Source organism: Halomonas sp. B23F22_3 (genome assembly GCF_043496965.1).
GTDB lineage: Bacteria > Pseudomonadota > Gammaproteobacteria > Pseudomonadales > Halomonadaceae > Halomonas.
The window spans coordinates 75,544-98,848 of record NZ_JBIEKG010000001.1 but is presented as its reverse complement, the minus strand read 5'-3'; the positions used below and the strand labels follow the sequence as shown (position 1 = coordinate 98,848).

17 protein-coding genes and 2 pseudogenes are annotated in these 23,305 nt (G+C 69.2%); 10 read left to right on the top strand and 9 right to left on the bottom strand.

What is annotated here, in order from left to right:
- Positions 1–34: 34 nt before the first annotated feature.
- From ACGTNG_RS00445 to ACGTNG_RS00405, 9 genes are all read left to right on the top strand, one after another.
- On the top strand, positions 35–1,450 hold the full coding sequence (locus ACGTNG_RS00445) for an N-acetylmuramoyl-L-alanine amidase (RefSeq protein ID WP_394575539.1): 1,416 nt from the start codon (positions 35–37) through the stop codon (positions 1,448–1,450).
- Between the two features lie 32 nt (positions 1,451–1,482).
- Positions 1,483–3,453, top strand: a complete 1,971-nt coding sequence (mutL, locus tag ACGTNG_RS00440) for a DNA mismatch repair endonuclease MutL (protein WP_394574862.1) — start codon at positions 1,483–1,485, stop codon at positions 3,451–3,453.
- 172 nt (positions 3,454–3,625) lie between these two features.
- Positions 3,626–4,564 (top strand): tRNA (adenosine(37)-N6)-dimethylallyltransferase MiaA, encoded by a 939-nt coding sequence (gene miaA / locus ACGTNG_RS00435; RefSeq protein ID WP_394574861.1) that lies wholly within the window; start codon positions 3,626–3,628, stop codon positions 4,562–4,564.
- 123 nt (positions 4,565–4,687) lie between these two features.
- Positions 4,688–4,939, top strand: a complete 252-nt coding sequence (gene hfq / locus ACGTNG_RS00430) for an RNA chaperone Hfq (RefSeq protein ID WP_089847152.1) — start codon at positions 4,688–4,690, stop codon at positions 4,937–4,939.
- Positions 4,940–4,947: 8 nt separating this feature from the next.
- Positions 4,948–6,264, top strand: coding sequence for a ribosome rescue GTPase HflX (gene hflX / locus ACGTNG_RS00425; protein WP_394574860.1), 1,317 nt, complete (start codon positions 4,948–4,950; stop codon positions 6,262–6,264).
- 153 nt (positions 6,265–6,417) lie between these two features.
- On the top strand, positions 6,418–7,635 hold the full coding sequence (gene hflK, locus ACGTNG_RS00420) for an FtsH protease activity modulator HflK (RefSeq protein WP_394574859.1): 1,218 nt from the start codon (positions 6,418–6,420) through the stop codon (positions 7,633–7,635).
- Between the two features lie 2 nt (positions 7,636–7,637).
- Positions 7,638–8,519, top strand: a complete 882-nt coding sequence (gene hflC, locus ACGTNG_RS00415) for a protease modulator HflC (RefSeq protein WP_394575538.1) — start codon at positions 7,638–7,640, stop codon at positions 8,517–8,519.
- A 183-nt stretch (positions 8,520–8,702) separates the two neighbouring features.
- Positions 8,703–9,899 carry an ATP phosphoribosyltransferase regulatory subunit gene (locus ACGTNG_RS00410; protein WP_394574858.1) on the top strand — a complete coding sequence of 399 codons (1,197 nt, stop codon included), beginning with the start codon at positions 8,703–8,705 and terminating at the stop codon, positions 9,897–9,899.
- 72 nt (positions 9,900–9,971) lie between these two features.
- A complete protein-coding gene (locus ACGTNG_RS00405) occupies positions 9,972–11,267 on the top strand; it encodes an adenylosuccinate synthase (protein ID WP_394574857.1) in 1,296 nt (431 codons plus the stop codon).
- 79 nt (positions 11,268–11,346) lie between these two features.
- Here ACGTNG_RS00405 and ACGTNG_RS00400 read toward each other — a convergent pair whose 3' ends face one another.
- The 9 genes and pseudogenes from ACGTNG_RS00400 to ACGTNG_RS00360 form a co-directional block, all read right to left on the bottom strand.
- Positions 11,347–13,983, bottom strand: a complete 2,637-nt coding sequence (locus ACGTNG_RS00400; protein ID WP_394574856.1) for a tetratricopeptide repeat protein — start codon at positions 13,981–13,983, stop codon at positions 11,347–11,349.
- Between the two features lie 49 nt (positions 13,984–14,032).
- Entirely contained in the window at positions 14,033–15,280 is a 1,248-nt protein-coding gene (locus ACGTNG_RS00395; RefSeq protein WP_394574855.1) for an alginate lyase family protein, read from the bottom strand.
- Between the two features lie 39 nt (positions 15,281–15,319).
- Positions 15,320–16,204: a polysaccharide lyase gene (locus tag ACGTNG_RS00390; protein WP_394574854.1), complete on the bottom strand. Its 885-nt coding sequence runs from the start codon at positions 16,202–16,204 to the stop codon at positions 15,320–15,322.
- A 70-nt stretch (positions 16,205–16,274) separates the two neighbouring features.
- Complete coding sequence (locus ACGTNG_RS00385; protein WP_394574853.1) at positions 16,275–17,816, bottom strand: PilZ domain-containing protein; 1,542 nt, start codon at positions 17,814–17,816, stop codon at positions 16,275–16,277.
- A complete protein-coding gene (locus ACGTNG_RS00380) occupies positions 17,809–19,770 on the bottom strand; it encodes a glycosyltransferase (protein WP_394574852.1) in 1,962 nt (653 codons plus the stop codon). The genes ACGTNG_RS00385 and ACGTNG_RS00380 overlap by 8 nt, the downstream gene beginning before the upstream one ends.
- An 11-nt stretch (positions 19,771–19,781) precedes the next feature.
- Positions 19,782–21,128 carry a UDP-glucose dehydrogenase family protein gene (locus ACGTNG_RS00375; protein WP_394574851.1) on the bottom strand — a complete coding sequence of 449 codons (1,347 nt, stop codon included), beginning with the start codon at positions 21,126–21,128 and terminating at the stop codon, positions 19,782–19,784.
- Positions 21,129–21,436: 308 nt separating this feature from the next.
- Positions 21,437–22,036 carry a cob(I)yrinic acid a,c-diamide adenosyltransferase gene (cobO, locus tag ACGTNG_RS00370; RefSeq protein WP_394574850.1) on the bottom strand — a complete coding sequence of 200 codons (600 nt, stop codon included), beginning with the start codon at positions 22,034–22,036 and terminating at the stop codon, positions 21,437–21,439.
- Positions 22,037–22,130: 94 nt separating this feature from the next.
- Positions 22,131–22,355, bottom strand: a pseudogene (locus tag ACGTNG_RS00365) (RimK family alpha-L-glutamate ligase); the annotation flags it as partial.
- Between the two features lie 51 nt (positions 22,356–22,406).
- Positions 22,407–22,472: pseudogene (locus ACGTNG_RS00360) on the bottom strand (hypothetical protein); the annotation flags it as partial.
- Between the two features lie 286 nt (positions 22,473–22,758).
- Here ACGTNG_RS00360 and ACGTNG_RS00355 point away from each other — a divergent pair.
- Positions 22,759–23,259 (top strand): GNAT family N-acetyltransferase, encoded by a 501-nt coding sequence (locus ACGTNG_RS00355; protein ID WP_394574849.1) that lies wholly within the window; start codon positions 22,759–22,761, stop codon positions 23,257–23,259.
- The last annotated feature ends 46 nt before the right edge of the window (positions 23,260–23,305 follow it).

Below are 23,305 nucleotides of genomic sequence, written 5' to 3'. Positions count from 1 at the left end.
GATACCGACTCGCCGGCTGCTGGTCGGCCTCGGCATGCTGGGGCTTGGCCTCTCCAGCATCCTGGCCCAGGCCGCCAGCGTCGATAACCTGCGCCTCTGGGCGGCGCCCGACCATGCGCGCCTGGTCTTCGATCTCTCCTCCCCGGCCGAGGCCAACGTCTTCAGCCTCGACAACCCGCGGCGCCTGGTGATCGACCTGGACGACAGCCGGCTCAATACCCGCGTCGACGCCCTGGATCTCGAGGGAAGCGCCATCAGCACCCTGCGCACCGGCGTGCGCGATGGCAACGGCCTGCGGGTGGTGCTGGAGCTCGAGCGGGAGATCGAACCCCGTCACTTCACCCTGGCGCCCAACGAGCAGTACGGCCACCGCCTGGTGGTCGACCTGGAGTATCCCGGCGAGAGCGCCGTGGAGGACCCCATCGATCCCATCGAGGCGATGATCCGCGAGCAGGAGATCGCCGCCCAGCGCGCGCGCAGCGAGGCGGTGGTCGAGGGCAAGAATCCCGCCGAGGTGGCCGCGCCCGACGTGATGGAGCCCGCCGCGCCGCATCCCCGGCGCGACATCATCATCGCCGTCGATGCCGGTCACGGCGGCGAAGACCCCGGGGCGATCGGCCCCTCGGGCACCCGCGAGAAGGACATCGTGCTGGAGATGGCCCAGCGCCTGGCCCGCAAGGTCAACGCCACCGAGGGCTTCCGCGCGGTGCTGATCCGCGACGGCGATTACTACGTCGGCCTGCGCCAGCGCACCCATATCGCCCGGGAGCAGAAGGCCGACTTCTTCGTCTCGATCCACGCCGACGCCTTCAACAGCCCGCGGCCCCACGGCAGCTCCGTCTATGCGCTCTCCCAGCGCGGCGCTACCTCGGAGACCGCCCAGTGGCTGGCCGCCAGCGAGAACGAGGCCGATCTGATCGGCGGCGTCGACGGCAACCTGTCGCTGGACGACAAGGACGAGGTGCTGCGCGGCGTGCTGCTCGACCTGACCATGACCGCGACCCTCAATGACTCCCTGACCATCGGCGGCCAGGTGCTGGATCGCATGGGCCGGGTCAACCGGCTGCACAAGTCGCGGGTGGAGCAGGCCGGCTTCGTGGTGCTCAAGTCGCCGGACATTCCCTCGCTGCTGGTCGAGACCGGCTTCATCTCCAACCCGGACGAGGAGCGCCGGCTGCGCGACGGCGGCTATCAGCAGCGAATGGTCGATGCCATCTTCGGCGGCATCCGCAACCACTTCCAGCGCAACCCGCCGCCGGCCAGCCTGCTGGCCTGGCAGCGCGACAACGGCCGCAGCACCGCGAGCAACGAGTACCGCATCCAGCCCGGCGATACCCTCTCGGAGATCGCCGCGCGCCACGGCGTGCCGGTGGCCCAGATCCGCCAGGTCAACGAGCTCAACGGCGACGTGATCCGGGTCGGACAGGTGCTGCGCATCCCCCGTTCCTGATCCCGATCCACCTTTCCACGCCCCGGAGCGACATGCCTGAGCAACGACACATCCAGATCCTCGACCCCCGCCTGGCGAACCAGATCGCCGCCGGCGAGGTGGTCGAGCGCCCCGCATCGGTGGTCAAGGAGCTGGTCGAGAACGCCATCGATGCCGGCAGCCGTCGCGTCGAGGTCGAGCTCGAGAGCGGCGGCGCCCGGCTGATCCGGGTGCGCGACGACGGCAGTGGCATCGGCGAGGACGACCTGCCGCTGGCGCTGTCGCGGCACGCCACCAGCAAGATCCTCTCCCTCGAGGAGCTCGAGGGGGTGGCGAGCCTGGGCTTTCGCGGCGAGGCGCTGGCCTCCATCAGCTCGGTCTCGCGCCTGGAGCTCACCTCCAACGTCGACGAGGATCCCCGCGGCGGCTGGCGCGTGGTCGCCGAGGGGCGCCGCATGGAGCCCCGCGTCACCCCGGCCCCACATCCCCGCGGCACCTCGGTGACGGTGCGCGATCTCTTCTTCAACACTCCGGCGCGGCGCAAGTTCCTGCGCACCGAGAAGACCGAGTTCGGCCACGTCGAGGAGGCCTTCCGGCGCCAGGCGCTGTCGCGCTTCGACATCGGCTGGACGCTGCGCCACAACCAGAAGACCCTCCACCAGCTGCCGCCGGGCGACGACCCGGTCACCCGGGAGCGGCGCCTCGGCGCCCTGCTCGGCAAGGGCTTCCTCGAGAACGCCCTGCACCTGGACCTCGAGGTCGGCGGCCTGCGCCTCTGGGGCTGGGTCGGCCTGCCCACCCACTCGCGGGCGCAGGCCGACCAGCAGTACTTCTTCGTCAACGGCCGCGTGGTGCGCGACCGCCTGGTGGCCCACGCCATCCGTCAGGCCTACCGCGACGTGCTCTTCCACGGCCGCCATCCGGTGTTCGTGCTCTACCTGGAGGTCGACCCGCGGGTGGTGGACGTCAATGTCCATCCGACCAAGCACGAGGTGCGCTTCCGCGACGGTCGCATGGTGCACGACTTCCTGTTCTCGAGCCTGCATCGGGCGCTGGCCGAGGCGCGGCCCGGCGAGCGCGACGAGGCCCGGGAAGGGCAGGAAGGACAGGAAGCGGCGCACGATCCTGGCGTGCGCGAGGCCGCACCGGCCTGGCAGCAGCAGCCCATGGCGCTGCCTGGCCACGCTGCCGGGAGTGGTGACAGAAGCGGTGAGGGGCGCGAGGGCGTGACCCCCGACCGGGTCCGGGCCTTCATGGAGGGCTACCGGGCGCTGCATCCCGAGCACGAGGAGACCCTGCTGACCCCGCAGCCCGCCGCGCCGGCGCCGGGCGGCCGCGCCGCCGGGGTAGCCCTCGACGAGCGACGCGCCGCGCAGGCGGAGCGCGCCCCGCGGCCGGCGATGCCGGAGGAGGACGCCACCCGGGCGCCGCCGCTGGGCTACGCCGTGGCCCAGCTGCACGGCGTCTACATCCTCTCCCAGACCGAGCGCGGCCTGGTGGTGGTGGACATGCACGCCGCCCACGAGCGCATCGTCTACGAGCGCATGAAGGCCCAGGTGCACGGCGAGGCCGGGGACGGCGCCGGGCTGCAGGCGCAGCCGCTGCTGGTGCCGGTGTCGCTCGCCGCGACCCCGGCCGAGGTGGCGACCGCCGAGGCCGAGCGGGATGCCTTCTCGCGCCTCGGCGTGGAGCTCGATGCGGCCGGCCCCGAGACCCTGCTGGTGCGTCAGGTCCCGGTGCTGCTGGCCGATGCCGACGTGGAGCCGCTGGTGCGCGACATGCTCGCCGACCTGGAGCGCTACGGGCGCTCCGACCGGGTCGAGGCGCGCATCAACGAGCTGCTGGCGACCATGGCCTGCCACGGCAGCGTGCGCGCCAATCGCCAGCTCGGCCTCGAGGAGATGAACGCCCTGCTGCGCGACATGGAGCGCACCGAGCGCAGCGGCCAGTGCAATCACGGCCGCCCCACCTGGACCGAGATGAGCATGAAGGAACTCGATCGCCTCTTCCTGAGGGGGCAGTAGAATCCGCCACACGTCCACCAGCCTGGCGAGAAGCGCCGAGGGCAGGCCGAAGAGGAGGTCCTACGCCAGGGATGGCGTCGGTAGCGCCCAGGGATGGGTTCACAGCGCCTCCTCGAAGGCATGCCGTCGGGCAATCATCCCAGCGCCGAGCCTGAGAGAGTCCTAGAACTTCATGTCCGATTCGCGTCCCCCCGCCATCCTGCTGATGGGACCCACCGCCGCCGGCAAGACCGACCTCGCCATCGCGCTCCACGAGCGGCTCGGCTGTGAGCTGATCAGCGTCGACTCGGCGATGGTCTACCGTGACCTCGACATCGGCAGCGCCAAGCCCGAGCCCGAGGAGCTTGCCCGCGCGCCGCACCGGCTGATCGACATCCGCGATCCGGCCGAGCCCTACTCGGCGGCCGATTTCCGCGAGGACGCCCTGCGCGAGATGCACGCCATCACCGCCGCCGGCCGGGTGCCGCTGCTGGTCGGTGGCACCATGATGTACTTCAAGCGCCTGCTTGAGGGCGTGGCCAACCTGCCGGCCGCCGATCCGGCGGTACGCGCCGAACTCGAGCGCCAGGTGGCCGAGCATGGCCTGGCCTCCCTGCACGAGGAGCTTGCCCGGGTCGATCCGGTCTCGGCGGCGCGCATCCACCCCAACGACCCCCAGCGCCTGACGCGCGCGCTGGAGGTCCATCGACTCGCGGGGCGCTCGCTCAGCGCGCTGTGGGATGAGCAGCGCCAGGAAACCTTTCCCTTTCGCACGTTGTCGATAGGCCTCGCGCCGGCCGATCGCGGCGTGCTGCACGAGCGGATCGCCAAGCGTTTCAGGGCCATGCTCGACGCCGGGCTGATCGACGAGGTCGCCGCGCTGAAGGGGCGCGGCGATCTCTCGCCCTCGCTGCCGTCGATGAAGAGCGTGGGCTATCGTCAGGTGTGGTCCTACCTCGAGGGCGAGATCGACCGCGACGAGCTCGAGCGGCTCGGCATCATCGCGACCCGCCAGCTGGCCAAGCGCCAACTAACCTGGATGCGCAGCTGGCCGGGGCTCGAGTGGGTCGACAGCCTGGGCCCCGACCCGCTGGGCGAGGTGCTGAAACTGGTGCGCGAATTCGGCACTTAGCGTAAGATGGCGCTCTCGGTGGCCGGGTAAACAGGCCCCTTAGGGTATTCAGCGTTGCCCCCTGGCGGGAGCGACCGCGTTCGACATAACATCAACCCCCAGAGACACTTCAGGGAGAGCAACATGTCCAAAGGGCAGTCCCTTCAAGACCCGTACCTGAACATCCTGCGCAAGGAGCGCATTCCGGTATCGATTTTCCTGGTCAACGGCATCAAGCTGCAGGGCCAGATCGAATCCTTCGATCAGTTCGTCATCCTGCTGCGCAACACGGTCAGCCAGATGGTCTACAAGCATGCCATTTCCACCGTGGTGCCGTCGCGCAACGTGCGCCTGCCGGCCCCGGACGCCGGCGCACCGTCGGACACTGATGCGTGAGGTACTGATTGTTTTTTGAACGCCCCGACGCCGGTGAGACGGCGGTTCTCGTCCATGTGGATTTCCAGGATGAGCAGGAGCGCGAGGACGCGGGAGAGTTCCTCGAGCTGGTGCGCTCGGCCGGCGCCGAGCCGGCCACGCTGCTTACCGGCAGCCGCAAGCGTCCCGACTCGCGCACCTTCGTAGGGTCGGGCAAGCTCGAGGAGCTGCGCGAGGCGAAGGCCGTGCACCAGGCCGAACTGGTGATCTTCAACCACGCGCTCAGCCCCTCCCAGGAACGCAACCTCGAGCGCGAGCTCAAGTGCCGGGTGATCGACCGTACCGGCCTGATTCTCGATATCTTCGCCCAGCGCGCCCGCACCCATGAGGGTAAGCTGCAGGTGGAGCTGGCACAGCTCGAGTACATGTCGACCCGCCTGGTGCGCGGCTGGACTCACCTCGAGCGCCAGAAGGGCGGCATCGGCCTGCGCGGGCCGGGTGAGACCCAGCTCGAGACCGACCGCCGCCTGCTGCGGGCACGCATCAAGGCGATCCACAAGCGGCTCGACAAGGTGCGCAGCCAGCGCAGCCAGAATCGTCGGGCCCGCTCCCGGGCCGAGATCCCCAGCGTGTCGCTGGTCGGCTATACCAACGCCGGCAAGTCCACGCTCTTCAACGCCCTGACCACCGCCGAGGTCTATGCGGCCGACCAGCTCTTCGCTACCCTCGACCCGACGCTTCGGCGTGTGGAGATCGAGGACGTCGGCCCGGTGGTGCTCGCCGATACCGTGGGCTTCATTCGTCACCTGCCTCACAAGCTGGTCGAGGCCTTCCGCGCGACCCTGCAGGAGGCCGCGGAGGCGAGCCTGCTGGTTCACGTGATCGATGCCGCCGACCCCGACCGCGAGCTCAACGTCGATCAGGTCGAGGGCGTGCTCGAAGAGATCGGGGCTCGCGACCTGCCGACGCTCAAGGTGATGAACAAGATCGACCTGCTCGACAGCGCCCCGCGCATCGAGCGTGACGGCGAGGGTCGCCCCGAGGTGGTGTGGGTCTCGGCGCAGCAGGGCAAGGGGCTCGAGCTCCTGGCTCAGGCGCTCTCCGAGTGCCTGGCCGATGACATCATCGACCTCGAACTCGCCCTGGCCCCGGAGCAGGGCAAGCTGCGCGCCGGCCTGCACGAGCTGAACGCGGTGCGCGAGGAGCGCTTCGACGAGGCGGGCCACAGCCTGCTGACAGTGCGCCTGCCGCGGCGCGACTTCCTGCAGCTGATGGCGCGCCTGGGCGAGCGGGCCGACGACTACCTGCCGACGACCCTGCAGGAGAAGCCGGTCTGGGAGGCGTAAGAGGCGTAAGACGAGCGGGGCAGGACGCCTCGCCGCGACCACAACATCACAACAGGGACGCCGGGCACGGCCGGGCGGCACCCGAAGGATCGCAACGGACGCCCGTCGCCGGCTGTCTTGTCGACGGGACGCAACGCAGAGTGGAGACGACGAATGGCCTGGAATGAGCCTGGTGGTGGCAACCAGCACGACCCCTGGAGCGGCGGCGGTCGTGGTGGCAACGGCGGCGGCAAGGGCGGTGGCAATCAGGGGCCGCCCGACCTCGACGAGGCCCTGAAGAAGTTTCAGGACAAGCTCAACAACATGCTCGGTGGACGCGGCGGCAAGCGCGGCGGCTCCGGGGGCAAGGGCGGCGGTGGCAAGCCGCGCAACGCCTTCACCCTGCCTGGCCTGCTGATCGTGGTGGCACTGGCCATCTGGGCGGCCTCCGGGTTCTACCTGGTCGATCAGTCCGAGCGCGGCGTGGTGCTGCGCTTCGGCAAGTTCCAGGAGGTGGTCACCCCGGGCCTGCAGTGGAACCCGCCGCTGATCGATGACGTGCGCATGGTCAACGTGACCCGCGTGCGCTCGCTGACCCAGACCCAGTCGATGCTGACCCAGGACGAGAACATCGTCTCGGTCGAGATCTCGGCCCAGTACCAGGTCGCCGATCCCCGTTCCTACGTGCTCAACGTGCGCAATCCCGAGCTCAGCCTCGAGAACGCCCTGGACAGCGCGCTGCGCCACGTGGTCGGCGGTACCGACATGATCGATATCCTGACCTCCGGGCGTGAGATCCTCGGCAGCTCCGTGGCGAGTCGCCTGCAGTCCTACCTGGACAACTACGGCACGGGCATCCTGCTGCAGACCCTCAACGTGGAGTCCACCTCGCCGCCCGATGCGGTGCAGGACGCCTTCGATGACGTCATCCGCGCCCGCGAGGACCGTCAGCGCACCATCAACCAGGCGCTGGCCTACGCCAATGCCGTGATCCCGGCGGCCCAGGGTCAGGCGCAGCGCCTGGTCGAGCAGGGCCAGGGCTATCGCGAGTCGGTGGTCGCCGAGGCCGAGGGTCAGGCCAGCCGCTTCAACGCCATCCTGACCGAGTATCGCGACGCCCCCGACATCATGCGCGAGCGTCTCTACCTCGACGCCATGTCCGAGGTGTATGGCGAGACCAACAAGGTGATGGTCGACGTGACCGAGAACAGCCCGCTGATGGTGCTGCCCCTAGAGCGCCTCTCCGGTGCCGGCAGCTCGGGCGCCAGCGCCCAGGGCAGCGAGGAGGGCCTGGATCCGCGGGTCCTCGAGCGCCTGGGTAACAGCCAGTCGTCGAGCAGCAACAGCAGTAACAGCAGCAACAGCAATGGCATTCGCAGGGAGGGGCGTTAATGATGATCAATAATCGATCCCTGCTCGTCGTGGGCGGCCTGGCCGCCATCGCCTGGCTGGCCAGCAACAGCCTCTACGTGGTGGACGAGACCGAGCGTGCGGTGAAGCTGCGCTTCGGCGAGATCATCGAGGAGGACATCCAGCCCGGGCTGCACGTCAAGGTGCCGATCACCCAGACCGTGCGCACCTTCGATACCCGGGTGCTGACCCTGGATACCGATCCGAGCCGCTACCTGACCCTCGAGCAGAAGGCGGTGATCGTCGACTCCTACGTCCAATGGCAGGTGATCAACCCGACGCGCTACTACGAGGCGACCTCTGGCGACGAGCTGCAGGCGGTACGCCTGATCCAGCCGCGTGTCGACGAGAGCCTGCGTAACGAGTTCGGCCGCCTGAACCTGCAGCAGATCATCTCCGAGAAGCGCGATGACCTGATGAGCGGGCCCACCAACGACCTCAACGCGCTGATGCGCGACGAGCTCGGCGTGGCGATCCTCGACATCCGCGTCAAGCGCATCGACCTGCCGCCGGACGTCTCCTCGGCGGTCTATGACCGCATGCGCTCCGAGCGTGAGCGCCAGGCCCGCGAGTGGCGTGCCCAGGGTCAGGAGGAGTCGGAGCGGATCCGTGCCAACGCCGATCGCCGGCGCCAGGTGCTGCTCGCCCAGGCCCGCGCTCGCTCCGAGACGCTGCGCGGTGAGGGCGATGCCGAGGCCGCGGCCATCTTCTCCGAGGCCTACGGTCAGGACGAGGAGTTCTTCAGCTTCTGGCGCAGCCTCGATGCCTATCGCCAGAGCTTCGAGGGCGACGGCAACATGCTGGTGCTAGATCCCTCCAGCGACTTCTTCCAGTACCTCAAGAGTCCGGCCGCGACGGACCAGTGAGCCAGGCGGCGGGCGGTGCGCCGCCCGCCGGTCGGGGTTCAACCGGCCTGCAAACGTGATAGAATCCTCCAACCGGGCGCGGCCCGGTTTTTTTGTGGCCTCTCCCCGGCGCCCACTCGCCGATCCGCCTCGCGCGACCCGGGAATCGCCGAAGGCCCACCATCGTCTAGCAGGATGAACGACATGACCATCGCTGACCGCTGGCTGCTCCCCGACGGCATGGACGAGGTACTGCCGCCCCAGGCCAGTCGCATGGAGGAGCTGCGCCGAGCGCTGCTCGACCTCTATCACCGCTGGGGCTACGATCAGGTGATGCCCCCCCCCGTGGAATTCCTGGATTCCCTGCTGACCGGCACCGGGACCGACCTCGATCTGCAGACCTTCAAGCTCACCGATCAGATGACCGGCCGCATGATGGGCGTCAGCGCCGATGTCACGCCCCAGGTCGCGCGCATGGACGCCCACTCCCTGCGTCGCCAGGGGCCGGTGCGGCTCTGCTACTGCACCAACGTGCTGCGCGCCAAGGCCGACCAGTACCAGGGCGGCCGCAGCCCGGTGCAGGTCGGCGTGGAGCTGTTCGGTCATGCGGGCCTGGAGGCCGACCTGGAGATCCTGCGCCTGGCGCTGGCGAGCCTCGAGACGGCCGGCGCCCAGGAGATCCACCTGGCCTTGGGTCACATCGGGATCTATCGCAGCCTGGTCGAGGCCGCCGGCCTCGATGCCGATCAGGAGCGTGCGCTGTTCGATGCCCTGGCGCTGAAGTCGCCGGGCGAGCTCGCAGCAAGGGTCGAGGAGAGCGTGCGTGACCCGGGGCTGGCGGCGATGTTCCTCGCCCTGGGCGATCTGCATGGCGGACGCGAGGTGCTGGATGCGGCCCTCGAGGCCTTCCAGGAGGCGCCCCAGCCCGTGGGCGCGGCCCTGGATCAGCTGCGGGCCCTGGTCGACGGCGTACTCGCCGAGTACCCCGGGGTCGAGCCCTACTTCGACCTGGCCGAGCTGCGCGGCTATCAGTATCACACCGGCATGATGTTCGCCGCCTACGTGCCGCACTACGGCCAGGCGCTGGCCAAGGGAGGGCGCTACGACGATACCGGCCGGGCCTTCGGCCGCGCCCGGCCGGCCACCGGCTTCTCGATGGACCTGAAGCTGCTGGCCACCCTGGCCCCCGGCGAACCCGAGCCCGACGGCATCTGGGCCCCGGCCGAAGGGGAGGGGCTCGCCGACGCCCTGCAGGCGCTGCGCCAGCAGGGCGAACGGGTCGTCCAGGCGCTGCCCGGGCAGCGCACCGGTCCGGCGGAACACCGCTGCGATCGCCGGCTGGAGCGTATCGACGGTCGCTGGGAGCCACGCTTCCTCGAGACCCCACAGGACCGCGCCTGACGGCCAGCGGTCAATGACCTCGGCCCTGGGCCTTTTCAAGGGCGCGGTGCCGCAACGAGAGACGAGAGCACAATGGGCAAGAATGTAGTCGTACTGGGCACCCAGTGGGGTGACGAAGGCAAGGGCAAGGTGGTCGACCTGCTCACCGAATCCGCGTCCGCCGTGGTGCGCTTCCAGGGCGGTCACAACGCCGGGCACACCCTGGTGATCGACGGCGAGAAGACGGTGCTGCACCTGATCCCCTCCGGGATCCTGCGCCAGGACAAGCTCTGCGTGATCGGCAACGGCGTGGTGCTGTCGCCCGAGGCGCTGATGAAGGAGATCCGCGAGCTCGAGGACAAGGGCGTGCCGGTGCGCGAGCGCCTGCGCCTGTCGCCCTCCTGCCCGCTGATCCTGCCCTACCACGTGCGCCTGGACCAGGCCCGCGAGAAGGATCGCGGCATCGCCAAGATCGGCACCACCGGTCGCGGCATCGGCCCGGCCTACGAGGACAAGGTCGCGCGTCGCGGCCTGCGCCTGGGCGACATGCTGCACCGCGAGCGCTTCGCCTCCAAGCTGGGCGAGGTGCTGCAGTACCATAACTTCGTGCTCAAGGAGTACCACCGCGAGGAGCCGGTGGACTTCCAGCAGGTCTTCGACGAGGCCATGGCCATGGCCGAGGAGCTGCGCCCGATGGTCTGCGACGCCGTCTCGCTGGTCCACGACATGCGCCGCGCCGGCGAGAACATCCTCTTCGAGGGCGCCCAGGGTTCGCTGCTCGACATCGACCACGGCACCTACCCCTACGTGACCAGCTCCAACACCACCGCCGGCGGCACCGCCACCGGTTCCGGCGTGGGGCCGCTGTATCTCGACTACGTGCTGGGCATCACCAAGGCCTACACCACCCGCGTCGGCTCCGGTCCCTTCCCGACCGAGCTGTTCGACGACCACGGCCGCCACCTGGCCGAGAAGGGCCACGAGTTCGGTGCCACCACCGGGCGCGCGCGCCGCTGTGGCTGGTTCGATGCCGTGGCCCTGCGTCACGCGGTGCAGATCAACTCGGTCTCCGGCATCTGCCTGACCAAGCTCGACGTGCTCGACGGCCTGGAGAACATCCGCGTCTGCGTGGGCTATCGCAGCAAGGACGGCGAGGTGCTCGACACCCCCGTGGATTCCGAGGGTTACGAAGCCATCGAGCCGGTCTACGAGGACCTGCCGGGCTGGAGCGAGTCGACCCTGGGCGTCAAGCGCGTCGAGGACCTGCCGGCCAACGCCCGTGCCTACATCAGCTTCCTGGAGGAGAAGGTCGGGACCTCCATCGACATCATCTCCACCGGTCCGGACCGCAACGAGACCATCGTACTCCGCAACCCGTTCGGCGGCTGATCGCCGCGACGTCGCCAGCGCAAGACGCAGAAGGCCGGCCCCGAGGGGCCGGCCTTCTGCGTTGCGGGGTCGGGGAGGGTCAGCCGGAGGCGGCTTGTCCCTCCGCCTGCAGGGCCTGGATGGCCTCGTCGTCGGAGAGCAGCTCGTGCAGGGTCTGGGAGGCCATGGCGCTGTCACCCTGCATCACGCCATCGAGCCACAGAAGGGCCTGTTCCCGGCTGGCATTCTTGAGCCCGTTGGCCGCCAGGTAGGCCTTGGCCAGTGCCAGCCGGGCGCTGGCGTGGCCCTGCTCGGCGGCCTGCAGCAGGTAGTCGGCGCCGCGGCGGACATCCTGTGACAGGAAATCACCGCGAATGTACTCACGCCCCAGGGTCGCCATGGCGCCGGCATGCCCCTGGTCGACGGCCTGTTCGAGCAGCCGGCGGCCGCGCTCGCCGTCGCGGGGCACCCCGCCCTCGCCGCGTAGCAGCACCCGCCCGAGGTTGGCGCGCGCCGAGACGTCGCCGCTCTCCACGGCCTGGGTCAGCCACTGCTCGGCCTGCTCGGGGTCGGCCTCGACACCCTGGCCGGCGAGATAGGCCTGGCCGAGCAGCAGCGCGGCGTAGGGGTTGCCGGCTTCGGCCGCGGGACGCAGGTAGGCCACGCCCTGCTCGGGGTCGGCCGCGACCGGCCCGCCTTCCAGGTAGGCGCGTCCCAGGGTGAGACGGGCCCCCTGATGGCCGCGGTCGGCGGCGCTGCGAAGCAGCGTCACGGCGCGCTCGGGATCGCTGTCGAGCAGCATCTCGCCGAGGTCCGCCCGGGCCCCGTCGTGCCCCGCCTTGGCGGCACGGCCCAGCCAGGTCCGGGCATGGGCCGCGTTCTGCTGCACGCCCTTGCCCTCGAGGAAGGCGCGACCGAGGTCGGCCATGGCCCCGGGATCTCCGGCCTCGGCGGCCTTGACCAGGGCCTCGATGTTGCCCTGGGCGCCGAGGTCGCGGTTGACCCGGGTCATCGCCGCATCGGCCGACTCATGGCCGGCGTCGCGGGCGCGGCTCAGCCACCGGGAGGCCTTGTCCAGGTCCCGGGGCAGGCCGCCTTCGCCCTTGCGATAGGCCCGGCCGAGCACGACCATGGCATAGCCGTCGCCCTGCTCGGCGGCCTGGCGCAGCAGGGACAGGCCGCGCTCCGGGCGCGCCTCGAGGGGCCCCGCCAGGTAGGCCTCGCCCAGGGTGGTCATGGCCGAGGTCTCGCCGGCTTCCGCCGCCGCCTGGAGCAGTTCCTCGCCACGGCTGGGATGGAGGGGGAGGGTCTCGCCCTCGAGATAGGCCTGGCCCAGCAGGCCCAGGGCGGCACTCTGTCCCTGATCGGCCGCGTCACGCAGCAGCGCCTCGGCGCGCTGCGGATCGGCGGACACCCCGCGTCCCTCGAGATAGGCCGTGCCCAGCAGCTGAGTGGCCCAGGGGTGACCCAGCTCATGGCTGCGCTTCAGGTAGTCGACGGCGATATAGGGTTGCGTGGCACTCACATCGCCGTTCATGTAGTGATCGCCCAGGGCCGCCAGGGCCAGGGGATCGTCCTTTTGCGCCGCTTCCTCGAGCAGCTCGATGCCACGGCGGGGATCGGTCGCGCCCGATTCTGCGTCGAGCAGCAGGCGTCCCAGGGAGACACGGGCGTCGAGGGAACCCTGGCGCGTCGCCTCCTCGAGCCAGCGCCGCGCCTCGCCGGGGCGGCGTTCGCTCAGCGCCCGACCCAGTTGCGTCATGGCGTCGACGTCACCATTCTTGGCGGCCTCCTCCAGCATGGCCAGGCCCTGGCGGGTCTTGCCGGCCTCGAGGAGGGCATTGCCGGCGTCGCTCAGGGCGTCCTCGTCGCCGGCCTCGGCCGCCTGGCGCAGCCAGTGCAGGCGACGCTCGGGCTGGTCGCCCAGCACGCCGTCCGGGGCATGCAGCTCGGCCAGTTCGATCATCGCCTCGCTCTCGCCGGCCGAGGCGCGTTGCCTCAGGGTCTCGGCGTAGCGCTGCGCATAGTCCATGGCACGCGCGGGGTCCTCCTCGAGCCAGCCGCCGGGACCATGGGCCTCGGCCAGGGCCAGCAGGGCCTCCTCATGGCCTTCCTCCGCCGCCTTGGCATAGAGCGCCGCGGCCCGCTCGGGGTTGGCCTTCACGCCTTCGCCGCCCTCGACCAGCAGGTCGGCCAGCATCAGCCGGGCGTCGCGGCCGACCTCCTCGCGGATGGCCTGGCGCAGCAGGTGATAGGCCAGCAGGTCGTTGCGCTCGACGCCGTCGCCGGCGCGATAGAGTTTGGCCAGGTTGAGCGAGGCGTGGCCGAGGATGTAGGAGGGGGTGCGCACGGCCTCGGCGTAGTGCCGGGCCGCCTTGGCCGGATCGCGCTCCAGGCCCTTGCCCTGGTCATAGAGCTTGCCGAGCTCGTAGTGCGCCTGGGGGAAGTCCTTGTCCGTCAGCAGGCCCAGCAGCCGGATCGCCTCGCGCGGGTTGCCGGCGGCGATCGCCTTGTCGGCCTTCTTCACCGTCTGCTTGTGCATCCACTCGAGGTTGTGGGCCCGGCCGCCGTCGAACCAGTCCTGATACTGCTCGGGCACGGACGCGGTGGCCTGGGGGGCCGAGTCGGTGTGGGAGGTGGCACAGCCGGCCAGCAGGGCCAGCAGGCCGGCCGAAGCCGCCAGGCGCAGGCCACGGGTCCGGAGGGCCGGGGGCGTGTTGTCGGGAATCATGTTCATGCGGTTCGGGCCTCGCGGTGGGTGGAAGGGGAGGGTGACAGCGCGACGATCACGGCTGCTCCAGCCCCTTGAAAGCTGTGGTTTCCTGCTTCTCCTCGTCGAGCACGACGTGGGTCTGTGCCGCAGGATCCATGAAGTAGAGGGTCATGTAGCCGCCGGCGCTGCGGTTGTAGAGGGGGCGCATTTGACGCACGAAGTTCTCCACCCGGGGCGCGTTGAAGCGCTTCAGGTAGATCTCCATCCAGGTGAAGTACTGAGGGTCCTTGAGAAACCCGGTGTACTGCTCGCGCGGCGCCAGGTCGCCCAGGGCGGCCGGGTCGTCGAGGATCGTGAAGAGGAAGTCCACGGCGTCATGGATGGTGTGGCCCTCGATCTCCAGATCGAAGATGTCATAGCCCTGACGGGAGATGACCTGCATGTTGGTGATCAGGTAGAGCAGGCCGTAGTTCTGGTAGTGGGTGGCGCGGCGGCCCCGGGAGACCTCGAGGGGGAAGGCACCCCGCTCGGTCATGTCGTGGAGGGCGGCGTGGATCGCGCTGACGCCGAAGCGGAACAGTTCATCGTCCTCGGTGAGCACGCCGACCATGCTGGCGTAGAGCGCCCGGCGGTAGAAGTGGTTGTTGCAACAGCTGTTGCCCTTGCCACCGGGAATGCCGGCGTGCTGGTGCGCCAGGCCGTTGAGCCAGCGCTCGACGTTCTGACGCTCCTCCTCCAGGCCCTCGACGAAGGGCCGCACGTTGGCGTAAGCCATGGCGGCGGCGAAGATCATCGATTCGGTGGCGAACCACGCCTGGGGCTCCTTGGAGTCGTAAAAGAAGTCGGTCAGGGCATCCTGCTCCGCCCAGTGGTCCAGGAAGCGCACCAGGCAGTCGGCGTAGTAGTCGTCGCCACTGGCGATGAAGGCACCGGCCAGCCTCGAGACGTTGTCCTCGAACTGGAACAGCGGTTCCGAGGCCAGCTCCCACTCCTGCGGGTTGGGGTAGTAGCCCGGGACCCTGAGCTGAGTGGTGATCGGCTCAAAGGCCATCATCTGCTGGCAGCTCGGCCCCTGGGAGAGGGTGTCGAGCTCCTGAAGCAGGATCGCATTGTCGGTGGAGGCGAGGGTCTCCATGCGTGCCGCGACGTCGAAGTAGCCCGCGTCCGGATCGGTGACGCGATAGGCCGAGAGGTCGAGTGCCTCGCGCTCCTCGATGGTGAGGATCTCGGCGGCGCCCGAGGTGCTCGCCAGCCCCGCCAGCAGCAGGGTCAGGGCTGCCCGCAGCGGGCGGCGCGTCAGTGGGAGAAGGACGTGGGGCATGGCAGGCGTGGCTCCTTGTCGATACGCAGGCGTCCCCGATCAGGACGCGGGGACATAGAAACGGAAGGCGGCGAAGTCGGCATGCTGGTCGCGGGGGGTACGCCACTCCTTGCCGTGGCCGCCGAAGAAGGTGGAGAACATCAGGCCGTCGATGGTCACCTCATTGGTGGTGCGATAGACGATGTTGCCCTGCTCGAGGACCGGCACGCCGTTGATCCACACCCGGGCGAGGCCGTTCTCCTCCCCGGGGGTGTTGAGCACGAGCTCCTGCTCGACGGTGACCCACTCGCCGGTGGGGAAGCTCCACAGGCCGCGGCCCACCGAGGCGCCGTACTCCTCGTCCTTGCTGGCCACGTACTCGTAGAGTTCGCCCTGACCGGCCTGGCGCCACATGAAGCGCATCGAGAAGCCGGTCTCGCCGTTGACCTCTTCGCCGCCGCTGGGCGCCTCGCCGCCGAACAGGCCCGGCAGCTTGCCGCCCTTGACGAAGTCGAAGCCGGGCTCGAAGCGCACCCGGTAGGTGAGGCAGGCGCGCTCGGCGCCTGCGACACCGGCCGGTGCGCTGTAGAAGCCGGCGCCTCCCTGCTGCGTATCGCCGGGGGATGAGGTGCCCGCCGGGTAGTGCACCCGCAGGCCGGACTCGCCCAGGCCGGTGGCCTCGGCGTCGAGCAGCTCGACGTTGGTGTCGACACCCCAGGAGCGCGTGGTGGCGAAGCCCTGGCGGACGCCCTGCCGGGCATCCTCGGCCGAGGGGTCGGGGCGCGGGGTCGCCACCTGTCGATAGCGCTCGGAACAGGCCTCGACCTTCGGATAGGAGAGGTCATTGCTCGCCTCCTCGGCCCAGGCGCCTGTCGGGGAAAGGCTCGCCAGCAGGGCCGCAAGGGCCAGGGCGGGGTGGCGGACGGGGCGATGTTCGATGCTCATGGTGTCTCCTTGGCGATGGGCCGCGACGGCGGCCGTCGCGGCACGGGGCCTCGCGGTAGCGGGGCGGGCCTCAGCCCGCGCCCTGCGTCGGCTCCTCCTGGATGGCGGCACGATAGATGCGGTCGCCGAGCTGGATCACGGCGCGCACGCCCTGCCAGACCCACTCGGCGGTGGCGCCGAGCATGGGGGCCTCGGTGAAGCGAACGTCCACCGGCTTGCCGACGCTTTCCGCCGGCAGCGTCTCCTCGGGCACCAGCAGCACGCTGGCCACGTTCTGCTGCTGACGCACCCAGCTGGGGAAGCCGGCGCGCGGCTGGCGCTCGATGTCCAGCGCCACGTTGCGCACCCGGGCACGGATCGGCGTCGAGGCGTTGGGCAGGGCGACATAGGCCGTCTGGTTCGGCTCGATGCGTTCGATGTCGTCCATGTGCACCAGGGCCTCGACCATGACGTCGTCCTCACCGGTGCGAATCAGCGTCATGATCCGCTCGCTCTCGTTGACGTAGGTGCCGTCGGCGCTGCTCAGGGCCCAGGCCACCAGGCAGTTGCACGGGCTGAAGATGTCGTTGCTGGACTGGCGCGCCTCGAGGGCCGTGATGCGGGAGCTCTCCAGGTCGCGGGCCGTCTTGAACTGCTCGATGCGGGCACGCGCGATCTCCGGCGAGACCGTCTCGAAGTTCATGGCCTGGCCGCTCTCGGGGCGGGCGGAGCTGGCGATGCTGACCTGGCCGCCGCCTGCCGACTCGAGATGCTCCTGCAGGTTCGCGATGAGCTGGTCGTTGTAGCGCAGCGCGGCCTGGGAGAGGATCAGCTCCGATTCCAGGTCGCTGTTCGCGATGCTGGTCAGCTCCTGGTCGCGTTCCACCCGCTCGCCGGCCTGCAGGTCGTGCGCCTCGAGGATGCCGGGCCCGGGCGCGCGGATGTCGATCCGCGGCGCCGTCACGGCGGCGAAGCTCGGCTCGATCAGCATGAAGTTGCGGTAGGCGGTGGCGGCGGCCACCACGGCGAGGATCGCGATGGCGGTGAACAGCAGCATGTAGCGTCCGCGCGGCTTGGGCGGACGAGACGGTGGCTGGGGCGTGGACGACCCTGCCTTGCGCTTGCGCGGGGTCTGCGCGTCCTCGCCCTCCATCAGCGATTCGATGTTGGCCTGGCGCCCGGTCAGGCAGCTGCGGACGACCTGGCGCAGGAGTTCGCGATGGGGCGGATCGATATCCGTGATCTCGAAACCGTTGACGTGCTGGCGACCCTCGGCGGTGGCATGACGGCACTCGGCCCGCACGGGAACGATCAGCTCGGTGGCCCCGACGGTCAGCAGCAGCGAGGCCGAGCAGTGCTCTCCCGGGCGCATCGGGCGCGAGGTGCGAACGGCGAAGCCACTCACCGAGACATCGGCCCCGGTGAGTTCCTGGCCGTCCTCGAAGCGGACCCGGAAGGGCGGGGTCACGCGGATGAAACGGCGCTCGTCGCGGCGCTCGTGGCGGATCTGTTCCCCGGGCGCATCATGGTGCCCCGACGGGCTGTCGGAGCGGCCCGCGCCACGCGGGCTGCCAGGGCCCAGGGTCGGCTCGTTGCGGTCGATGTCGTGCATGTCGGAATGATGATCAGACATCCTGTGCCTTCTCCTTGCTCTGTAATTTGACCGATGCCACGGCGTCGCCGGACCGAGCGGTATCCACCTGGATCGTCAGGTCCGTGAAGGTCATCGAGTGGTGTTCCATTTCCAGGGTGCAGCCAGCGGGCGCGGGGCAGGTCGAGGCCTCGGCGACGGGGCGACCGCTGGAATCGCTCAGGTGACTGGCCAGCTCGGGCGTGACGATCAGGCGAGTGGTGTCATCCTCGGCGCCCAGCACGTGGCGGGCGCGGGGCCGGTCGGCCCCGCCGTTGCCGACCAGCCGGTCCGCGTCGAGGCGAAATTCTCCTGCCGGGAGCTGCACGCTGCCTCCTTCCGGGGCGTCGGCGAGGGCCAGCGACAGCCAGCGCTCGTCCATGCGTGCCGGTGACTCGCGGTGGCCACCGCCGGTCAGCAGGGAGAGCGAGGTCCGGTCCGGCGGCTGCAGGACCCCGGTGGAGATGACCAGCACGAAGAGCAGCAGGCCGTAGGCGAAGCCGTGCAGCACATGGCCCATGCGCCGCTGGCGCTTGACCGCTTCCGGGTCACCCGGTTCGCCGGCGGAGATGCCCTGGCGCGACCAGGCCTGGCGGTTGAAGCGAAAGCTCACGTAGGTCTTGAGCAGCGCGCCCCACACCTGGTTGTAATAGATCAGCGGTATCCACAGCAGGCTGAAGCGGCCGTGCTGCCAGGCGAGGATCAGCGTCACCAGTCCGCGGGTGAAGAGGATCCACAGCGCATAGGCGAAGATGAAGGAGGGGCGGATGAACAGGGTCACCAGCACGGCCACGGTGGGACCGATCAGGGTCGTCCACATGGAGAGCCGCTGGTCGACCAGGCTCCACCAGGTGAACAGGCCCATCGGCCGTGGTCCCAGGGCGATGGCGCGGTTGCTGGTGCGCAGCATGTTGCCGTACCAGCGGCGCATCAGGTCGGTGGTCGAATGGAAGAAGCGCTTGCGGTCGGGCAGCTCCTCGAACCCCGAGACGTGCACGTCCGGGATGTAGAGCATCCGCCAGCCGTTCTTCAGCAACCAGTACCAGGTCGACTTGTCGTCGCCGGAGAGGAACTTGAAGGTGCCGAAACGCCAGTGGTCGACGTGGTCGTTCTCCACCAGGTCGATGAAATCGGGCTGGGTGGCGAGGTCGGCGCGAAAGGCGCTGTAGCGACCGGTCAACACCAGCAGGCGCCGAGACACGGACATCGAACTCATCACCAGATGCCGCTGGGCGTAGCGGATGTCGTACCACTCCTTGGTGGCGTCGCCGCCGGTCACGATGGCGCTGTTGTTGGTGGTCAGGGCACCGAGGTCCTCCTGGACGCTGAAGAACGACAGCGAGCGTGACAGGGTGCCCGGTTCCAGGCGGATGTCGCCGTCCATGGAGACCAGCAAGGCGCCGGGCGCGGGCATGCGCCGGGAGATCGCGCGCAGCACCTCGGCCATCGCCGAGCGCTTGCCGTCCCCCTTCTGGAACATGTAGCGCAGCTCGATGTTCTCGGGCCAGCCGTTGTCGTCCATGACGTGGGTGATGACGTCCACGTCGGTGCGGTCGGAGATCGAGGCAAAGATGGTGGTGGGCACGCCGTAGTCGGCGACCTCGCGGACCAGGGCCTCGTAGACTTGGAAGCTGACCTCCGGCTCGATGCGAAACGAGGTGCAGAGCACATAGAGCTCGGGGGGGAGCGCCTGCTCCCCCGCGGCATCGGCCTGGGCGCGCAGGCGCGGGAAGATCCGGCGGTTGTACCAGACCGAGCGCACGGCCTGGATCAGCCACCAGCTGTAGCGCCAGATGCCCACGGCCCCGACCGCGAAGAAGAAGCTCTTCGACTCGGTCGAGAAGACGTCCAGCGGCAGGCCGTCGACCACCACGATCAGCAGGGCGATCCCGAGGATGAAGGTCGCGACCTCCGTCGCCTTGCTGGCGACGGAGCGATCGTCAGGGCTATTCGACATCTCGACTCCCCTCAGGCGAGCACGGGACGCACGGAGTCACCCCGGCCGATGGCGTAGTAGGCGAGGCCCGCCGCCTTCACCGACTCGGGGGGGAAGAGGTTGCGACCGTCGACCAGCACCGGCGAGGCGAGCGACTCACGCAGCCCGGCGAAATCCACGGTGCGAAAGGCCTTCCACTCGGTGCAGATCACCAGCGCATCGGCCCCCTCGAGCGCCTGGTCGCGCTGGCCGGTCAGCACCAGGTCGTCGCGCTCGCCGTACAGGCGGCGGCACTCCTCGCTGGCTTCCGGATCATAGGCCTGGACCCGCGCACCGGCGTCCCACAGGGCCTCCATCAGGGCGCGACTGGGGGCCTCGCGCATGTCGTCGGTGTTGGGCTTGAAGGCCAGCCCCCACAGGGCGATGGTCTTGCCGGCGAGCTCGCCGTTGAAGGCCTGGCAGAGCATCTCGAACAGCCGGGACTTCTGGCGGGCGTTGACGCTCTCGACGGCGGCGATCATCTCGGCCGGGTGGCCGACCTGCTCGGCGGTGCGCGCCAGCGCCTTGACGTCCTTGGGGAAGCAGGAGCCGCCGTAGCCGCAGCCCGGGTAGATGAAGCTGTAGCCGATGCGCGGGTCGCTGCCGATGCCGTGGCGCACCTCCTCGATATCGGCGCCGAGGCGCTCGGAGAGGTTGGCGATCTCGTTGATGAAGCTGATCTTGGTGGCGAGCATGGCGTTGGCCGCGTACTTGGTCAGCTCGGCGCTGCGCACGCCCATGAACATCAACTTGTCCTTCTGGCGGTTGTAGGGGCCGTAGCACTCGCGCATGGCGCTCTCGACCCGCGGTGAGTCGGTGCCCACCACGATGCGCGAGCCGCGGGAGAAGTCCTCGATGGCCGCGCCTTCCTTGAGGAATTCCGGATTGGAGCAGACATCGAAGTCCAGCGAGACGCCGCGGCGGTCGAGTTCGTCGGCGATGGTCCGCGCCACCCGGCTGGCGGTACCCACCGGGACCGTCGACTTGTCGACGACGATGCGGTAGCCGTCCATGTGCTGGGCGATGGTCTCGGCGACCTTCAGCACATGGCGCAGGTCGGCGCTGCCGTCCTCGTCCGAGGGCGTGCCCACGGCGATGAACTGCAGCAAGCCGAAGGCCACCGCCTGCTCGGCATCGGTGGTGAAGTGCAGCCGCCCGGCCGCGCGGTTCTGGCGGATCAGGCTCTCGAGCCCCGGCTCGTAGATCGGCACCTCGCCGGCGTTGAGCCGGGCTACCTTGTCCTCGTCCACATCGACACACATCACGTCGTGGCCGACGTCGGCCAGGCAGGCACCGGTGACCAGGCCCACGTAACCGGAACCGAAGATGGTGATTTTCATGATCGCTTGCTCCTTGCTCGATGATCGTGACGGCCCCGTGCTCGGCGGAGACACGGAACGTCGCCTTGATGATCATCGGTGCCAGCAAGATGCGTGCCAGTCTTCTGGGAGGCGGCATGGTCAGCCGGTTGGCGCGGGACCGGGGCGGATGGGCAGGAGGGGATGCCCCGCAAAGAGCGCGGAGACCGTCGCGGCGACGCGACGGTTATAGCGAGGGAAGGGTGAGTTCAATAAAATCAGTAGGTTACATGTTGCCCCGTGACGACGGGGTGGCTGGGTTTTGTGCTAAGTTATTGAAAATAAAGGGGTCAGTAGTCGATGCCGCGGCGCGCCTGGAGGCCGCTGTTGAAGGCGTGTCGCACCTCGTTCATCTCGGTGACGGTATCGGCCATGGCGACGAGCTCGCGGTGGGCGTTGCGCCCGGTCACGATCACCGTCTGCTCGGCAGGGCGGTTGGCCAGCGCCGCCTTGACGGTGGCGATGTCCAGGTAGCCGAACTTGAGCATGTAGGTGATCTCGTCGAGCACCACCAGGTAGACCTCGGGGTCGGCGAGCATCCGCTCGGCCTCGGCCCACACCTCCCGGCAGGCGCGGGTGTCGGCGTCGCGGTCCTGGGTGTCCCAGGTGAAGCCGGTGGCCATGATCGCGACCTCGAGATTCTCGTCCTCGGCCAGCCGTTCGCGCTCGCCACACTCCCAGAGCCCCTTGATGAACTGCACCACCCCGACCCGGTAGCCGTAGCCCAGGGCGCGGGTCACGGTGCCCCAGGCGGCGGTTGTCTTGCCCTTGCCGTTGCCGGTGAAGACCAGCAGCAGCCCGCGCTGCTCGGTCGCCTCGGCGACCTTCTCGTCGACCCGGGTCTTGAGTTTCTGCATCGCCTGCTGGTGGCGTGTATCGCGATCGTTCATCGAAGCTCCGTGCTACGTACAAGGCTTGTCGAAGAGTGGCAGCATACGCCAGAACCCGTCGTGCGTCAGCCGCCGGCGTTGGTTGCAGCGAGGCTCAGGGGCTACTCGCTGGCGAACCCATGGCCTCCATGCGCGCCAGGAAGACAGCCATGATCCGCTCATGGAGGGCGCGGCCGAGCACGGCATCCTCGATGCCGGCATCCACGTTGGGGTTGTCGTTGACCTCGATCACCACCACCCGCTCGCCCGCCTGCTCGATATCCACCCCATAGAAGCCGTTGCCGATCAGCCGGATGGCCTTGAGCGCCGCCTTGATCACCGTCGGCAGCGCGCGTTGGCCTCGCGCCTGGGCCAGCAGCGACACGTAGTAGCCGGTGCCGAGGTAGCCGAGTTCGCTGCACAGGTTGATCACCTGGGGGGGTGTGGCCTGGTCCATCGACGAGGCGGTGCTGTCGGTCCTGGGCGAGAAAGTCGTCGGCGGCGATCAGATCCAGGGAGGGCGGATAGGGCCGCCAGTCTTCGAGGCGGTCGACGACGATGCGCAGCGGACAGATGTCAGGCTTCCAGGCGGGGCGGCGGGGTGCCGCCGGAAGGCGGCCCGCATGCGCCCGGGGTAGGGCGCGAACAAGCGCCGGTAAATATGAAAAGATTTCATGAACAGCGGCGATGACATCCACATGGGCCATGATCACAATCGTCGTCAATATCTCCGGAGACACGAGATGACCGTCACCCTGCGCCAGGCCAGCGGCTACGACCTGGACGCCCTCTATCGCCTCGAACAGGTGGCCTTCAGCGGCGATCGCTTCAGCCGTCGCCAGCTCTGGCACCTGCTCAACCGGGCCCATGCCCTGACCCTGGTGGCCCAGCGCGGCCATCGCGACGAGCGCCCCGTGGCCCTGCTCGGCTACGGCACCCTGCTGTTTCGGCGCGGCAGCCGGCGCGCTCGGCTCTATTCGTTCTGCGTGCATCCCGAGGGGCGCGGCAGCGGCCTGGGCCGGCAGCTGCTGGAGGCGCTGGAGGACGAGGCGCGCGCGCGGGAGACCGAGGTGCTGGGCCTGGAGGTGCGGGTCGACAACGCCGTGGCGCTTGGGCTCTATCGGCGCATGGGCTTCTGCCCGGAGCGCTGGCTGAGCGACTACTACGAGGATGGCTGTGCCGGCTGGCAGATGGCCAAGCCGCTGGTCGCCTTCGAGGAGGCCGCGTCCCGGGGTGAGGGCTGATAGAATCGTCGCCACTTTCGCCTACGTTCATGACCATCAGGACATC

Excerpts from the sequence above, each read along its gene's own strand:
- ACGTNG_RS00445 (WP_394575539.1), top strand. The coding sequence starts at position 35 with ATGCTGGGGCTTGGCCTCTCCAGCATCCTGGCCCAGGCCGCCAGCGTC.
- mutL (WP_394574862.1), top strand. The coding sequence starts at position 1,483 with ATGCCTGAGCAACGACACATCCAGATCCTCGACCCCCGCCTGGCGAAC.
- miaA (WP_394574861.1), top strand. The coding sequence starts at position 3,626 with ATGTCCGATTCGCGTCCCCCCGCCATCCTGCTGATGGGACCCACCGCC.
- hfq (WP_089847152.1), top strand. The coding sequence starts at position 4,688 with ATGTCCAAAGGGCAGTCCCTTCAAGACCCGTACCTGAACATCCTGCGC.
- hflK (WP_394574859.1), top strand. The coding sequence starts at position 6,418 with ATGGCCTGGAATGAGCCTGGTGGTGGCAACCAGCACGACCCCTGGAGC.
- hflC (WP_394575538.1), top strand. The coding sequence starts at position 7,638 with ATGATCAATAATCGATCCCTGCTCGTCGTGGGCGGCCTGGCCGCCATC.
- ACGTNG_RS00410 (WP_394574858.1), top strand. The coding sequence starts at position 8,703 with ATGACCATCGCTGACCGCTGGCTGCTCCCCGACGGCATGGACGAGGTA.
- ACGTNG_RS00405 (WP_394574857.1), top strand. The coding sequence starts at position 9,972 with ATGGGCAAGAATGTAGTCGTACTGGGCACCCAGTGGGGTGACGAAGGC.
- ACGTNG_RS00400 (WP_394574856.1), bottom strand. The coding sequence starts at position 13,983 with ATGAACATGATTCCCGACAACACGCCCCCGGCCCTCCGGACCCGTGGC.
- ACGTNG_RS00395 (WP_394574855.1), bottom strand. The coding sequence starts at position 15,280 with ATGCCCCACGTCCTTCTCCCACTGACGCGCCGCCCGCTGCGGGCAGCC.
- ACGTNG_RS00390 (WP_394574854.1), bottom strand. The coding sequence starts at position 16,204 with ATGAGCATCGAACATCGCCCCGTCCGCCACCCCGCCCTGGCCCTTGCG.
- ACGTNG_RS00385 (WP_394574853.1), bottom strand. The coding sequence starts at position 17,816 with ATGTCTGATCATCATTCCGACATGCACGACATCGACCGCAACGAGCCG.
- ACGTNG_RS00380 (WP_394574852.1), bottom strand. The coding sequence starts at position 19,770 with ATGTCGAATAGCCCTGACGATCGCTCCGTCGCCAGCAAGGCGACGGAG.
- ACGTNG_RS00375 (WP_394574851.1), bottom strand. The coding sequence starts at position 21,128 with ATGAAAATCACCATCTTCGGTTCCGGTTACGTGGGCCTGGTCACCGGT.
- cobO (WP_394574850.1), bottom strand. The coding sequence starts at position 22,036 with ATGAACGATCGCGATACACGCCACCAGCAGGCGATGCAGAAACTCAAG.
- ACGTNG_RS00355 (WP_394574849.1), top strand. The coding sequence starts at position 22,759 with ATGACCGTCACCCTGCGCCAGGCCAGCGGCTACGACCTGGACGCCCTC.